Genomic DNA, 14,680 nt, shown 5'->3' on the forward strand with positions numbered 1-14,680 from the left:
CAGCGAAAGAACTGGAATTCGATGATGAAGACTCGGATGACGAGGAGTCGCGTGCGAAATGACAGGTGACGGGATTCCACCGAATCCGAGCGTCCTGAACACGACTGTCCTCTCGAATTTTGCGTATCTCGACCAGCTGTGGGTGGTTGCAGGACTCTCTGGAATCTGCGCAGTTCCAGTTGTCCGCGAGGAACTCGAAAATGGCGTTGCTGCTCATCCATATCTTCAGTCAGCGCTCGATACACTCGACGACGAAATCCCAGTCGCGACGATTTCGGATACGGTCGCAAACAGGGAGGCGGTTGTTAGTGGCCATCTCGACCCTGGTGAAGCACAGGCGTTCGCTCTCGCGGACGCACACGACGGCCGGTTGCTGACTGACGACGGAGATGCTCGGTCGTTTGCGAAAGACCAAGGCGTGACTGTCGTCGGGTCGGTTGGCGTTCTGTTGGCTGCAATCGATGCTGGGAAGATCGATGAAGCCACTGCTGACGAGTGGCTCTCGACGTGGATCGATGAGATCGGCTATTACGTTCCATACCGAACGATCTCAGAGTATCGATGACCATTTTTGTCGAAGTTCAAAACAACTGAAGAGCGGCAGCGCTGGGCTGATTCCTTTAAATAATCAGTTCGAGTTGGACGACTAACTGGAATAGGTGTCTCGACCCGAGTTTGAAGCGGGTCGAGTTCGTTGGTTCGGCTGAAATCGTGCATCCTGGCGGTCCTTTAGCCCGTGTAGTCTCAACTTCCCAGGCCCGAGATTTTGTATAGCGATATACAATATACATTCTACTGTAATGCGGAGTTCCGACGCTAAGAGACTCTAGACCCCCGAATTCTCCCGATGGCTCAAGTACAACAAGTGGTCCTGATTATGCCAATAATCACGACCACTTTGAAGTACCCCGACGCCGTCCGGTAAGCACGAATAATGCAATCGGCTCAGAACGGCGCTTCCCCCAGGGTAGAGCCGCCGAGACCGGTTTTCAAGTTTTTGTGGTTCCGCTCAGCTCCGTCGAAGAACAAGCGGAACCCAGCAGTTCGATATAGAACGAATGCCCTCAATCTATATGGAGATAGAGTGTGAACGGTACCATATGACCGAAGACGAATCGAACGCCAAGGGGCTGATGGAGCGCCAGACCACGGGTGAAGATCGAGTGCGGATGGCCGCCCGGCAGCTGTCGGAGCCGCGGACGGCAAACTGGATCGCCTCCGAAGCGGGCTGGTCACACGAGCCGACCAAGCGCGTCCTCGAACGACTCGTCGACGATGGTATCCTCCACCGTGACGAGAGCGGAACGCACACGACGTACTACCCTGATTACCGCCGCCAGGCGATGCAGGAAGCGATGCGCCTCCGGGATAGCGGGCACACTGTCGAGGAACTCACGGACCGGCTCGCCGATATGAAGGCGCAGATCCGCGACTGGGAGGACGAATTCGACGTCGAGTCACCGAACCAGCTTCGCGGAACGCTCGCCGAGGAGGGGCTCGACGCCGACGAAGAAGACCGCCGGCGTGAGATCGCCCGCGAGTGGGAACACCTCCAGCGTCGCATCGACATCGTCGGCTTCGCCATCCGCGAGTGGGACTTCCTCACTCCAACAAACGAGCCTGCCGAGGCCAGTAGCTGACGGATGTCGGTCCCGCATCCCGGTGGCGACCCGAACGCAAACCTCTACGCCCAGCTGAAGCGGGATGTTCTCGACCGCGTGCCACAGATCACGACGGTCGAGTTCGTTCCTGATGATATCGAGGCCAAGCAGTTGCGGGCCCGTTTTGATCCAGCCCGCCTTGCCCCTTCGACAGGGCCTGAGTCGCCGGAACTGTCCATCAAGTGGTATCGACAGGACCCACACGATTGGTTCCGTATCAACTACACCGACCCGAACACGGGATTTCACGCTGGCTGGCACCAGGACGAAGACCATCCAGATCTCGGACGAACGCATTTCCAGTACTCAGCCGACGATGAGGAAGATCGCTGGGGAATCACGTTCGAACACGAGACCCCTCGCTGGTCCTCTGGGAGATCATCGAAGCGCTCCTCGAGGATGTCCGTCCGACCTACCAGTACGGGAACGAGGACTCATGACACCACGAGAACGCACTGATCGGTCGCTTGCGAGCTCCTTTGAACGGTATCTCCAGGACAAGGGCAAGGGTCGTGGTGGCGACGGCGGGAACTATCGACGAAACGCTGCACGCGAGCTGGAGCGGTTTGCTGAGTGGGCCGCCGGCGAGCGCGGCGACGACGACTGGACCGGGATTGTTCCCGACGATGTCGACCGGGAGCCCGCTTTCGAGGACCTCGACGAACGCGTCTTCCGGGAGTACGCCCGGCATCTCAGTGGAGATCGCGGACTCAAGCAGAATACCGTACAAACCTATTATCGCTATATCTCCGCGTGGTGCGGCTGGTGCGTCAACGAGGGGTATCTCGAAGCGCACTACGCACAGCGGGCGAGTGCGATGGCGCCGCTCCCTGAAGACGACGGTCGCAAGCCCGGCGACCAGCAGGCCTGGACGTCCGAACAGCGCCACGCACTCACCCGTCACGTCGACGAGCGAGCCCGTGACGCTATCGAGACGTACACGACACTCCCGGAGGACACTGACCCCCTCGACAAGCAGCGAACGCACTACGCGGCGCTGAAGGTGACTCGCGACCGTGCTCTGGTGTTCGTCCTTGCGTACACCGCCGTTCGCGTCGGTGAGCTTCTCCGTGACCCGAACGACCCGCGCCGGCGCGGCGTCCGCTGGGAGGACCTCTCCCTTGACGACGGGAGTATGGACGTCTATCGGAAGAAACAGCAGTGGGACGCCGCTAGTCTCCCTGACCCGGTGATCTCGCCGCTGCGGAGCTATCGCAAGCTGATGGACCCACCGACGGAGCGCTGGCCGGTATTTCCGACTTTCGACCAACGGACGCTCGCAGGACTCGTCCAGGATGAACTCGCCGACCGAGGGAAACGTCCAGAGGAAATCACTGACCGTCGTGAGGCGTACGCTCGTGACCTCCTGCTGGCGCTCGATGAGGATATTCAGCCGCCGTCGATCACGACGGACGGCGCACGGTCGATTCTCCAGCGACTCTCTGAGGACGGAGAGATCGACATTGACCATCCGAAACACGACTATCTCGCGCCCCACGGTGGCCGGCGCGGGATGGGTGAGGTCCTTGTCAGAGCCTTTGGATATACCGTCGCTGCTCGATATCTGGATAACTCCGAAGAGATGGTTCGCGAGCGGTACTCTCACATTGAGGCCGGGGAACTCGGAGATGTGGCGACTGAGGCACTCGACGAAGTTGATTCAATTTCCAGAGAGGGCGACAATGTTTAGCAGGGTGTATACTACTTCAGGACATCCTTAGACAGAATCACAAAGGCGGTTTACGGCAGGACACTCCGTGTTTGGCAGGTAGCTTGAAGGTGACCCCCTCAGACATGTAGTGGTATGGCGCTTGATCACGAAAAACTATCTAATCTGAAATCAAACTTGGAAGAGATTGTAGATAAGGTGCCTGCAAGTGATAAAAACAGTGAGAAAATTGTAAATGAAGTCATGGACCGGCTCGGGTTCGTTGAGGAGATCGAAGAGTCTCGTCCGCCCCGACTCTATGTTTTCGGCAGATCTGGTGCTGGAAAATAGTCTCTGATCAATGCCTTAGCCAATCAGACTGTGACCGATGTTGGGGATATTAAGCCGACGACAGTGGAGTCTGAAATTTATGATATTTCATTCCCAGAACGATATGCTGACTGGCAGGTTGTCGACTCAAGAGGGCTATTTGAAAGCGTTAGTCCGGATGGAGACGTCCCCGCAGATACTGTGTCGATGATGGAACGAGATTTACGCGAATATCGACCTGATGTTCTGCTTCATGTTATTACTCCAGATCAGGCAAGAGCAGGAAAAGATGATTTCGAAGCTGTTGAGAAATTACGGAATCAATTGGGCCCACTTTTCCCGCCAGTTATCTATTGTGTGAATAAGGTGGACACGCACATGTCGCCGGGAGGTGACTGGCCGCCGGAGGATAATCTTTCGTTACAAGAGGATATCTACAGCACCCTGAATTTCGTGGCTGATGATCTTCTCGAAGAGCACGAGAAGGAGCCGTTTGATAGGGATAAGCCGTATCTGGGGTATCAGTTCAATTCGGAGACGCATATTGGAGCGGTTCCGGTCTGTCTCAAGGAGGGTTCGTATTGGAATGTCGATAACATCTCATGGCTGATCGGCGATTTTTTGCCAGCTGAAGCCAAGCTCCAGTTCTTTCAAGCACAACAGAGGGATGAACTGATGCGGCGGTGGGCACGCAGTAGAACCTGGGAGACGTCTGTTGGGGCAGCCGGAGTTGGTGCAGCGCCGATGCCCGTCGCCGACTTTGCGATTCTGACCGGGATTCAACTTCTTCTGGTCGCGTTCCTCGGTGCGGCATCGTGCCGTGACTTGGAGTGGTCAACGGTCTCCGACTATCTGAGTGCGATGGGAGCGTCAAGTGTAGCTGGCGTCGGTGCACGTGGATTGGCGAGAACCATGATTCAGGTAATTCCAGTTGGTGGAACCGCTATCTCTGCAGCTGTAGCATTCGGGACAACGTGGGCCATTGGCCGATCCGCCGAGGAGTATTTTTTCAATGACAACGTCGTCAAGCCTTCCGAATTTATGTCCGACGGAAAGGAACTCTTCCGGGAGCAATTCTCGAGAGAGAACTGAGTCAGAGTCCGTGTCTCTCCAGTTTCTTTCTGTATAGTCGGGATGTTTTTGAGAGGACGCTCAGCAAAGTCTCAGTACCTATAGCTCGAATCCCAGAGTATGCCCTACTGCCCGAATTGCGGGAGCCGGGTCAAAGCGGTTCATCATTACTGTGGCTCTTGTGGACAGGCATTATCGGAGATCGCTGAATCGGAGAGCGATCCACCGATGGCAGTCGATAGAGACGGATTCCTGTCAGTGCGTTCGCTTTCGTACGTCAATGAGCTACTGAACGGGGAACGAGAACTCGACCGTGATTCAGTCTCGTACACGCAGCTATCTCGAGAGGTGAGTGCTGCCTTTGCAGACTTCGCTCGACTCGCGATGGTCAACGACCTCGACCTTCTCCTTCTCTGGGCGGCGGGCTCAAACACAGGTGCATTGAGTATGTCCGTCGACGAAATGAACAGCAATCAGTTCCGAGACTGGCTCGCTGCGATTGGACTTGGGCGTACTCTTCGAATGTACGATGACGCGCTCCACACTGAGTTCGAGGACGAGTTCAACGACCGACTGCAGAAACTGATCGAGTTCGCCAACGAAGAACTGGACGACGAAGAGATCTCCAAGTAAGAGGCTTACAGTTGACTCGCTGGCCCGTATTCCTCGGACAACGCTGTTTTCAAATCGAAGTCATCCCCTTCTGAGATTTCCTCGATGACATCGTACACGAACTGGAGAGCCTGTCTCTCTGCATCCAGATGAGCGAGCTCCTTCTCTCGACACTGGATCTTCGAGAGAAGATGTGATTTGAATCGCACCCCGGAGTCCCTGAGTACGGGTTCAGATTGTCTACCGTCACTTCGCTGCGGAAGGCGTCCATCTGGACGCGGAATACGACCACCATCTAATTCTAACTCAACCCGCCTGACGTGCTTGCATGGGCTCGGAGTAGACGGGTTTTCCCCGTCGGGACAGTTGCACTGTCTGTCCAGGAGGTCGACTTCGTATCGCGCGCCTGATTCCGACTGGACTTCGTAGAGGCCACCCTGCCGGAGCAGCGCTACGTCCATATGTTCTTCACGAGCCCGCCGATCGCGGTCGTCGACTATCGGACTCTGTTCGCCTTCTTGGATTGAGGATGAGTCTGTGACTGCCATGTGGAGTGAGGTGGGAGAACGAATGCAACCGTTCGCTCCTCCACGCTCTTCAGAGCGATAAAATTCAGAGCCGGCGATATCGACAACAGCAGCAACGGTAGAACCATTAATAACGTTAGAAATCCCGAATAGAGAACATGGCCATCAATTCATGGAGAGGATTCCAAATATATCGAAACTTAGAAACTTTCTGGGTAACCGCTCACCAGTGCATCATCGAACGCACAGAGGTCGGCCTCATCTACGGCACAGTCGCCTAGTTTGTCAGGATCTGTCGAATAGTTTTGCTGTGACTTCACCCTCCATTCAGAGCCATCTGTGGTTGCGACGATGTTACCATGTACAGCAGTCCAAAACACTTCACAACCGTACCTCTTAGCATCATTCAAGAATTTCCTACTTGGGTGGTCATACCTCTTATCGTGGTACTCGTGTGCGCTAGAGACAAATATATAGTCGGGATCACAGTGTTCGAGCAGCGATGAATAATCCACTGTACCACTCCCATGATGAGGTGCGACCAGACAATCGATTCCTTTTGTTCTTGTATCGCTTGTGACCCAATCTACACCACGTTCTTCAATATCTCCAGGGAATAGGATCGTCTTCTCCTCATATGAAAATATGAGGCAGAGGCTGTTGTCATTTTTATTCACCGGTGAGGATGGGTTGGAAGGTGGAGAAACGGCGTACATCTTCGCATTGCTGTCTGGTAGTAAGTCCTCTGAATATGTGTTGGACAGCTTTCGAGGGCTGTAACCCGCAGCCATTACCTCGTCGAGCGTGTCAGCAATCCCTCGGCTAACTTGGTTCTTTGTTCTTATTTGGGTCGGAAAATATACGGACTGGATCGGTAGTTGCTCCAAAAGTTCGGTATGACCGAAATGGTCGATATCAGAGTGTGTCCCAAAGAGTTTCGGGATCTCAGTGCTAGCAGAGTTTATTTTGACAACTTCAGTTATATATTTCTTTAAATACTGCGTAGCTGATCTGGATATCCGTTTGCCTAGAGATCCTCCTTCAATATCAATTACTCCAACGTCGCCGTCAGGGCAAACAAATAGATTACTACTACCTAGTCCCACATTCAAAATATGCGCCTCAATTGTTTCACTCATTATTGACACCCCATTCTTGTGGTTCAAGAAAAATTTCCTCAAACTGAACCATCGTCTCATTTATCATTTGTTGAACTTCCTCTTTGCGTCCTGGATTAGTAATGAGGAGAACAGTTTCATCAGGCCCCAATACGAGATCAAACGTCTCGTTTAATCGAACGTTCCCCAATTCCTCTGCGGTAGTTCCACTCATTGATATTTCATCGACCGCCGATCCATCATCATACACGATCAGTCTGGGTGTTGGCTCATCAACTTCTTCGACTGTGGCCTCAAGATGGTAATTTGGTGTTCCCTCTTTTATTGTGGGGTATTCGTAGAATAGCGTAGCTCGGACAATAGAACGAGGGATGTTTGGGGATTGTTGAGAAATTACTTTTTCAGCTGCGACATCGGCCATTTGATACACTGAGGGGTCGCCTGAGATGGCGAAAATGTCTGACCCTACGGCTTCGTTGACTTGTGTTACAATCTCCCTTAGATTGGTGAAATCTATTTCCTCTACTAAAGAGAGTTGACGGTTATTCCTCTTCAAAGCATTTCGCGTCATTTCTCGAAGTCCGGAGAGATCTCCTGCAGGGACTGCAGTTGATTCATCGCCTCCGTAATCGATAATCAACACCCTTTGACCCCCTTGATGGATTTTCTCCAGATAGTTTTCTTCGACAAGTGCATTAAGAAGGTTGGTATATTGTAAAGAAGTATATAATTTTTCTGAATTACCTACGTACGCTCCGATATTGTGTGAATCTTGCGCCACTTCTTCTAATTTACTTCTCTTGAATTCGCTTGTCCCAATTAGGAACGCGATAGCTGCCGCGACTCGTTTCCTTCCTTCTGTGAGCTGTTCCCACTCTGTAGGCGTAGTATCTGAAGACATCTAATCAAATAACATTCATCAACCAGTGCTGTTGTTGAAGTACAAAGCTATTCAGATTAATACGGTATATTCTATAGACACTTTAGTGTATAGGTCACGTATATCATGATGAACTCCGTTTTAGGGACATAGGTGGCTTTCCAATGGGTAGGGATGTTCGGATTGATTCATCCGTGGTTAATATATCCCCTTCTTTTTTTGAGTTCTTGACTAATTCGAATAATCCTGTATGGGCCGGTATTCAATTTCAAAGCTCAGTCAGATCCCGCGAGCAACTTCTCACGGGAAGCGTTGATATTCGACCGGACTGCATCTCCGGTCACACCTCGGATTTCGGCCCACTGGGCGACAGTGAACCGCTCTGCTTCCTCGACGACGACGACCCAGTCGACAGCCTCGTGAAGCGAGAGTTCCCCGGCGATTAGTTCCGTGACTCGTTCGAGGAAGTCCTGGTCGTCCCAAGCGAGATTGACTTCTTCGAACAGGTGGTTCTCAGAGTCGTACGAGGCGACCATCTGGATGGCACCGTGCTGTTCGAGTTCTGCTCGAACGTGAGCAGGCAGGGAATCCAGTGCAGTCTCTGGTAACGGGTACGCTGGGACATCGTGGAGTGAGGCAACATCGAAGGGTGTGAGACTGCGGTGTGACTCGTCTCCGAATTTCATAGAGATTGCGAGGCGGATACCCCGACCCTTGAGGTCAGGGAGGAAGCCAACACTCGATGACACAACCCACGCACGATAGCATGGCCGACTCCCCACCATTCCTAATAAATACTTTCAAGTATATTCAACAGTACTAATGAAGCATGGAGGTCGTCCGCAACATCCAAGTAAAGCTCGACGTTCCCGAGGACGCCCATAGCGTTCTCGATGAGACGTTCGAGCAGTTCCGACAAGCGGCTCAGTACGTCGCAAACACTGGATGGAGCGACGACCCTACCCAGATCGAGGACACAAAGAACACGCTCCACGGCCAAACCTACGCTGACGTTCGGGAGCAAACCAGTCTGCAAGCCAGTCTCGTCCAATCCGCCCGCAACCTCGCCGCAGACGCACTCGGCAACTGCAAAGACCGTATTCTCGAGGACGGCAAGAAAGCCAGCAAGCCTGAGTTTCGTGGAAGCGTCGTCGTGTACAACGGGCGTACCATCACTTACCACGACGACCACGTCACCCTCGCCACCGTGGACGACCGCGTGACGGCCGAGTTCGTCATGCCCGAAGACGACGAGGGCACACCGTTCGCGGAGTATTGGACGCCAGAGTGGGAACGCAAGGAATCCACGCTCCACGAACGGGACGGCACGTACTACCTCCACGTCGCAGTCGAGAAAGAAGTCGAACCTTCGTCTGCTGATTCTGGCGACGAGCAGACCGAGAACGGAGTGGTTCTCGGCGTCGATTTAAACGTGGACGGCTACCTCGCTGTCACCAGTACGGGAGCATTCTATGGCAACGCAGACCACCTTAACCACAAGCGCGACGAGTACGAGCGTCGGCGCGGTAACCTGCAACAGACGGGCACTCGCTCCGCACACCTCACTATCAAGGGCATCGGCTCGCGGTTCGCACGGTGGAGCGCCGACTACCTCCACCGCGTGTCGAAGGCTATCGTCCGTGAAGCCGTAGAGAACGATTGCACTGCAATCGGGTTCGAGAACCTGAAACATATCCGCGAGCGTATCTCGAACGCCAGCAAGTTCCAGCAGTGGGCGTTCCGCGAACTCCAACAACACGTCGAATACAAAGCCGAAGAAGAAGGCATCGATGTGGATGACGTTTCGCCTGCCTATACGAGTCAGCGATGCAGTCACGGTAAGTGCGGATTCACGCACGAAGCCAACCGCGACGGTGATGAGTTCGAGTGTCTGAAGTGTGGGAAAGAACTGCACGCCGACTACAACGCCGCCCGGAATATCGGGTGGCGTCTTGTCCAGCACTGGCTCAAGTCTGGTGCTGGACGGGCCACCAGTCAACTGGCTCTGAAGTCAGGGACGCTGAACGCGAACGGTCGATTCCGACCTACTGCCCTTCGCAGTTAGAGCGAGAGTCCACTGACAAGCCTCAGGGCTTGACCCCGAGGCGGTTGACTAGGTAGCTCGTTTCCGTGGTAAGCTGATTCCGGCCATCGAGAAGTAGATCTGTGAGTTCGGGATACTCGCTTCGATCGACTGAGCCAGTTTTGAAGATTGTGACGAAGTCGCGACCACTGCCAGTTCCAGGTTGAGCTGCCATTGATATCCTCCGTTGTACGACTCAGATTCGTCGGGAACGAATATCAGTCTGCCTACAATCTCATCCCTTGGGCTCTATGTCCGTTTCCAACTCACGTAGCGTAGCTGCTCGCTCTGCGAGCATTCTGAGGACCCAGCGTCGTCTTTCATGCTGATTCTCGTAGGCCACGTACTGCTGGACGGTTGGGATATCGTGCATACAGGCGATTCCGCCTCGCATCAGTCGTTGCTGGTTGGTGCCCAGGAGCTTCTCCGGAGGCAGCGCATCTGTGATTCGCGTAGGTGCCAGTTGGCTCATTGGCCTCTCTCGCTGAGGTCGTGACAGTAACTGATGTCGAAAGGAACTCCCCCAAAGAAAGTTACCCCACGAATCGCATTCCGCCGACTTTGTGGGGTAACTATGACGTGCATCGAAGAGATGTGCGACGACCTCATGCAGACTATTCTCCGTCACCGCCTGTAGTGGACGAGCCGAAAAGCGGCTGAATTGCCGCTAGCCGTCCGTCCAGTGTACGCTGATCACGGCTTGTCGTTGCGAAGAGGGCCGTCTGATTACCCTCGGTGACGTTGCTACTGTTCTCTATTGGTCTCTCATCGACGAAGCCTCGGCAGCGAGGCATATCAATACGGCTTGACCGAGACGGTGCGAGTTCGATTCCGTGATCCGAGAGGGTTGATTCGACCGGGCTTTCGTCGACGGCGATTCCACTATTATCGAACACTGCCTGCCGAGAGACTGTTCGCTTCAGTGTCGATCGCCTGTCCGCTCGAACTGATTCGTTCTGAGTTTCTTTTTTGATTGCCATGACTTCGTGGAGAAGCCAGATTCTGTCCGACTCCTCCACTCTGTTTGGATCGATAAACCAGCGCGGATGCAAGCCTTGATCCAGTGATCTGATCTCCTGTTGAATCAGAATTCCTGGCGGGTATAGGCACCACCACGAGGTCCATCGCCTCGTATGAATTGTCCTTCGAGATGGACCTCCAGCGCGTCAGGACGTCCACCGTCGAAGCGGCCTGTGACCGAGAATGGTGCGAGCCACGGACCTCGTCCAGCTTTGTTCTCGTTCGTGTGGCAAGCATCGTTCGCGACGGGTTCGAGGTAGATCTCTCCCACCCGGCCGTTCATGAAGACGTGTTTAAGGCCGAATGTATCGCACTCCCACTCGAGATGGGCATTTCCTTCGACAGTGAATTGATCGCCAGCTACTGTCAGTGCTAATACGTCGTCCTCAACTTGGAGGTAATCACGAATCCATTCTGAGCCCATGTGTATAGTGACGTCGGCCAGCCGGAGAGCATCCTCGGGGTCCTCTATCCAGGGATGCTCATTCGTTGCCGGACTATCGATGGGTCCATCAACAATTTCATCCCCAAGAGTTGCGTCCGGTGACCCAGATGGACCACCGCTCCCTGACTCGGACTGAGGTCCTACCCCATCATCTCCTGAGATCGATGTCTCGTCTCTCCCTGGATCTCGATTCGAGGACGTACCCGTTTCTCGGTCAGTGGATGCATCCTGCCCAGATGGGTTGATGAAGTTGAGACAGCCGGAGAGAGCCGAAAGCACAGTGACTGTGCCAGCAGAGAGAACTCGACGCCGGCGCCAACTACCTATCTGATGAGATTCATCATCTTGAGACCAACTATCGAGGCCTGGCATAGCGATAATCGGAGGAAGGAACGTTAGCGGACAGGAAGTGACATCCTCCCCGCCGTGAACGGCGCGGCTTCCCGTACTGCAGTTGGGATATTTACCGGTCTACGACACGACTTGCTCTCTCGTGCAAAACGTCCCGCTCTCGCGGTCGAACAAGTGGGTCGATGGCTGTGCCACACAGCCGTTACTCCTATCCTCACCGTGAGGACTCGGAGTTATCTTCTGGCGCATATTCTCCGCCCCGTTACAATCCGCGTTCCCGACCAACCCGCATGACGAGCAGACGTACAGCCCACGTTCGACACGGTTCGACTTTGTGGCGTCACCACACCGCGAGCACGTTTTCGAGGTGTTCCACTCGTTTTCCTTCAGCACATCGACTCCTCGAATCTCGCCTTTGTATTCGAGGTACTGGTAGATGCGGTCGAACGCCCACGAGTGCAGTTTCTTGTTGCCGGTCTTGCCCCAATCGGATTCCCGTACGTCTTCAGGCCAACTCACCGCGAGCGTGCCGACACCACGTTCGATACACTCGGTGATGATGGTGTCCGTGAGAGTGTGGTAGAAGTGCGTCTCGCGGTCAGCGAGTTTCTGACGTGCCCACATCGACTTCTCTGATGGGCCGTTCTCACCTTCAGTGTCGTACTCGGCCTGCTTGAAGTAGTGCTTGTCTTGCTTGAGCGAGTTGCCCGGATACAGCACGTATTCATCAGGGAACGCGACCGTGGCGATGTTCTTGATGCCAAGGTCGATGCCTGCAACTTCGTCGCCTGCTGAAGCGTTCGTCTCGAGCTTGACTTTGCAGACGAAGTGCAGTTCCCACTCGTCACCGTTCCAGACGGCACGAACATTCTGTACGCTGTTGACTTCCGAAAGGTCAATATCAGGGCGGGTCTGGTACTCGCAGAGCAGAAAGTCTGACCAATACTCTTTGAGGTTCTTTCCCTTGCTGAGTCGGACGCGGTTGTTCTCAGGGTCGTGTTTGAATCCGTCTTCTTTGAACGTGACCGTACTACGTGGTCGTTGGTCACCGTGTTTGCGGTAGCCGGGCGGATTCGCCTCTGGGTCTCTCTGTCGCAGGTCGAACCACGACTGGAAAGCGTCAGAGAGTTCTTCAATGACTTTCTGACTAGATTGCGCGTTCAAGTCTTTCCAGCACGAATGGTTTTTCATATACGATTTCAGCACACCTTCGTTTGGGATTTCGCTGGTTGCATCCCAAATTCGGTCTGCTGTCCATCGTGCGACGTTCCAGATCTTCGAGGCGGAGTCTCCGAGCGAATCGAGGCCATCGCAGACCTGCCGGTGGTTCCGAATAGAACCAACATAAGTTCGAGTGACCTCAATCGCCATACATAGTCTGTGTAGACAAACCTACTTAATGATCAGGAGTAGCCTGAGATATCCAGCCTGTCATAGGCGGTGGTCTGTATAGGAGTTGTCGTATCCTCTCTCGAAGATTGATAGATTCAGTAGTTGCGGGATACGCAACTGTGCGGAGTCATTCACCGAATATCAAGACGCTGTCGCACTTTCGCTCGCACAGACTGCAGAAGTCGTCTGGTTCGTATGTCCAAGCGTTGGGGTTTAGGCGTTCGTGAATTCTGCGAGTGAGTGATTCAAGCTGCTACTGTTCCACTTGCCGATCTGAACGAGCTCGAACGTATCGAGGCGAGCGTCAAGTGCAGTGGCGAGCTGATCCCGAACTGCGGTAGGGAGACTGTCGACACGGATCGCAGTGAGGGCGTGCTGGGTGAGGAAGTAACTCGTTGCGAGGCTCGTCGGAGCGACGACGATGACGTGGGATCCATCGACATCGTCGAGCGCTAGTTGGGCATCTCGGTACTGGAGTACCGTCGCATCCAGTTCATCGACGGGGAAGAGACAGCCAGCAGCACCGTACTCGATACTCGCCCCTGCCGACTCAAAATGCCCTTTGAGCATAATCGAGTACAAATATATGTCTAATGGGCATTAACTTTGTGGTGCATGAGTGGCTAGATTCGCCACTATCGGGTCGTGCGCTCTCCCCCATTTTGACTATCTCTGCCTCCCCACCACCCAACATGCCCCGGGACCTCTACAACTGCACTGCGGCCGAACTCGCAACCCACTCTGTTGAACACCTTGATCAGGACACGCCACCAAGCGACGCCGCCGCGTGGCTTGATGAGAACGGCTACGACGCCGCTCCAGTCTACGCTGACGACGATCCAGTCGGATTCCTTCACGAAGACGACGTCACGACCGATGACGGCGGTGACAGCCTGGAGAATCAACTCACCCCGCTGACCATCGATTACATGATCAGCGGCGACACATCGTTCACAGACGTTCTTTCCGCACTCATCGAGCAACCCGTCTACTTCCTCGGCGGCCACAACCACGTCACCGGAATCCTCACCCGCGCCGATCTCAACACCGCCCCCGCACGCATCTACCTCTTCGACCGGATCACCTACCTCGAAGAACACCTCCGCGAACTCATCCTGGACAAGAAACCGGACTGGAAAAACACACCAGTCACTGCAGACGAACTCGACGACATCGAAGATCGGTACGAAGACGCACAAGCTGCCAACGTCGCCTTAGACGAACTCCACTACGCTCAATTCTCCACGATCGAAACGATCGCCACCAGCGTCGACACCTGCTGGCAAACCTGTGGCTTCTCCACGAAAGGCGGTGCAGACTCTCGACTCCACGAAGTCACTGAACTGCGCAACGACGTCGCACATGCTAATCTCCTAGTCGAGAACACGGACAGTAACGAGTTCCTTAGCAGTGGCCGTACCACAGAAAATCTCCACAATACTCTCGAGACCATCCACGACGTTCTCTCGAACCTCCAGGACGCAGGGTACGACCCAGGGAACGACAAAAGCAAGTAAACCAGACACTCTAACTACGATCACA

The 14,680-nt window shown here is 54.2% G+C and carries 16 protein-coding genes and 1 pseudogene; 9 read left to right on the forward strand and 8 right to left on the reverse strand.

Translation table 11 applies throughout. The annotated features are described in order from the left end of the window. Positions 1 to 58: 58 nt before the first annotated feature. The 7 genes and pseudogenes from NOV86_RS21335 to NOV86_RS21365 all read left to right on the forward strand — a co-directional run bounded on the left by NOV86_RS21335 (position 59) and on the right by NOV86_RS21365 (position 5,343). Complete coding sequence (locus tag NOV86_RS21335; RefSeq protein WP_267643855.1) at positions 59 to 565, forward strand: PIN domain-containing protein; 507 nt, start codon at positions 59 to 61, stop codon at positions 563 to 565. A gap of 535 nt (positions 566 to 1,100) precedes the next feature. Continuing rightward, entirely contained in the window at positions 1,101 to 1,640 is a 540-nt protein-coding gene (locus NOV86_RS21340; protein WP_267643856.1) for a DUF7342 family protein, read from the forward strand. A gap of 3 nt (positions 1,641 to 1,643) precedes the next feature. After that, a pseudogene (locus NOV86_RS21345) lies at positions 1,644 to 2,101 on the forward strand (hypothetical protein). Continuing rightward, complete coding sequence (locus tag NOV86_RS21350; RefSeq protein ID WP_267643858.1) at positions 2,098 to 3,351, forward strand: tyrosine-type recombinase/integrase; 1,254 nt, start codon at positions 2,098 to 2,100, stop codon at positions 3,349 to 3,351. The pseudogene NOV86_RS21345 and the gene NOV86_RS21350 overlap by 4 nt, the downstream one beginning before the upstream one ends. Before the next feature lie 114 nt (positions 3,352 to 3,465). Continuing rightward, positions 3,466 to 3,660 (forward strand): hypothetical protein, encoded by a 195-nt coding sequence (locus tag NOV86_RS21355; RefSeq protein WP_267643859.1) that lies wholly within the window; start codon positions 3,466 to 3,468, stop codon positions 3,658 to 3,660. Between the two features lie 30 nt (positions 3,661 to 3,690). Next, a complete protein-coding gene (locus tag NOV86_RS21360; RefSeq protein ID WP_368408804.1) occupies positions 3,691 to 4,731 on the forward strand; it encodes a YcjF family protein in 1,041 nt (346 codons plus the stop codon). A gap of 207 nt (positions 4,732 to 4,938) precedes the next feature. Continuing rightward, a complete protein-coding gene (locus tag NOV86_RS21365; RefSeq protein WP_267643860.1) occupies positions 4,939 to 5,343 on the forward strand; it encodes a hypothetical protein in 405 nt (134 codons plus the stop codon). Between the two features lie 5 nt (positions 5,344 to 5,348). Here the strand turns inward: NOV86_RS21365 and NOV86_RS21370 are convergent, their stop codons facing one another. From NOV86_RS21370 to NOV86_RS21385, 4 genes are all read right to left on the reverse strand, one after another. After that, positions 5,349 to 5,870: a hypothetical protein gene (locus NOV86_RS21370; RefSeq protein WP_267643861.1), complete on the reverse strand. Its 522-nt coding sequence runs from the start codon at positions 5,868 to 5,870 to the stop codon at positions 5,349 to 5,351. A 179-nt stretch (positions 5,871 to 6,049) separates the two neighbouring features. Beyond that, on the reverse strand, positions 6,050 to 6,988 hold the full coding sequence (locus NOV86_RS21375; protein ID WP_267643862.1) for a ComEC/Rec2 family competence protein: 939 nt from the start codon (positions 6,986 to 6,988) through the stop codon (positions 6,050 to 6,052). Beyond that, positions 6,981 to 7,868: a hypothetical protein gene (locus tag NOV86_RS21380; RefSeq protein WP_267643863.1), complete on the reverse strand. Its 888-nt coding sequence runs from the start codon at positions 7,866 to 7,868 to the stop codon at positions 6,981 to 6,983. The genes NOV86_RS21375 and NOV86_RS21380 overlap by 8 nt, the downstream gene beginning before the upstream one ends. A 254-nt stretch (positions 7,869 to 8,122) precedes the next feature. Continuing rightward, positions 8,123 to 8,383, reverse strand: coding sequence for a hypothetical protein (locus NOV86_RS21385; protein WP_267643864.1), 261 nt, complete (start codon positions 8,381 to 8,383; stop codon positions 8,123 to 8,125). A 293-nt stretch (positions 8,384 to 8,676) separates the two neighbouring features. Here NOV86_RS21385 and NOV86_RS21390 point away from each other — a divergent pair, with 293 nt between their 5' ends. After that, positions 8,677 to 9,912: an RNA-guided endonuclease InsQ/TnpB family protein gene (locus NOV86_RS21390; RefSeq protein ID WP_267643865.1), complete on the forward strand. Its 1,236-nt coding sequence runs from the start codon at positions 8,677 to 8,679 to the stop codon at positions 9,910 to 9,912. Between the two features lie 253 nt (positions 9,913 to 10,165). Here NOV86_RS21390 and NOV86_RS23430 read toward each other — a convergent pair whose 3' ends face one another. From NOV86_RS23430 to NOV86_RS21405, 4 genes are all read right to left on the reverse strand, one after another. Beyond that, on the reverse strand, positions 10,166 to 10,402 hold the full coding sequence (locus tag NOV86_RS23430; RefSeq protein ID WP_497007457.1) for a DUF8129 domain-containing protein: 237 nt from the start codon (positions 10,400 to 10,402) through the stop codon (positions 10,166 to 10,168). Positions 10,403 to 11,014: 612 nt separating this feature from the next. Next, complete coding sequence (locus NOV86_RS21395) at positions 11,015 to 11,767, reverse strand: hypothetical protein (RefSeq protein WP_267643866.1); 753 nt, start codon at positions 11,765 to 11,767, stop codon at positions 11,015 to 11,017. A 99-nt stretch (positions 11,768 to 11,866) separates the two neighbouring features. Continuing rightward, positions 11,867 to 13,117 (reverse strand): RNA-guided endonuclease InsQ/TnpB family protein, encoded by a 1,251-nt coding sequence (locus NOV86_RS21400; RefSeq protein ID WP_267643867.1) that lies wholly within the window; start codon positions 13,115 to 13,117, stop codon positions 11,867 to 11,869. Between the two features lie 234 nt (positions 13,118 to 13,351). Then, positions 13,352 to 13,708 (reverse strand): DUF8165 family protein, encoded by a 357-nt coding sequence (locus NOV86_RS21405; RefSeq protein WP_267643868.1) that lies wholly within the window; start codon positions 13,706 to 13,708, stop codon positions 13,352 to 13,354. 122 nt (positions 13,709 to 13,830) lie between these two features. Between NOV86_RS21405 and NOV86_RS21410 the strand changes: the two genes are divergently transcribed. Continuing rightward, positions 13,831 to 14,655: a CBS domain-containing protein gene (locus tag NOV86_RS21410; RefSeq protein WP_267643869.1), complete on the forward strand. Its 825-nt coding sequence runs from the start codon at positions 13,831 to 13,833 to the stop codon at positions 14,653 to 14,655. Positions 14,656 to 14,680: the final 25 nt, after the last annotated feature.

This window comes from Haloarchaeobius amylolyticus (assembly GCF_026616195.1).
Classification (GTDB): Archaea; Halobacteriota; Halobacteria; order Halobacteriales; family Natrialbaceae; genus Haloarchaeobius; species Haloarchaeobius amylolyticus.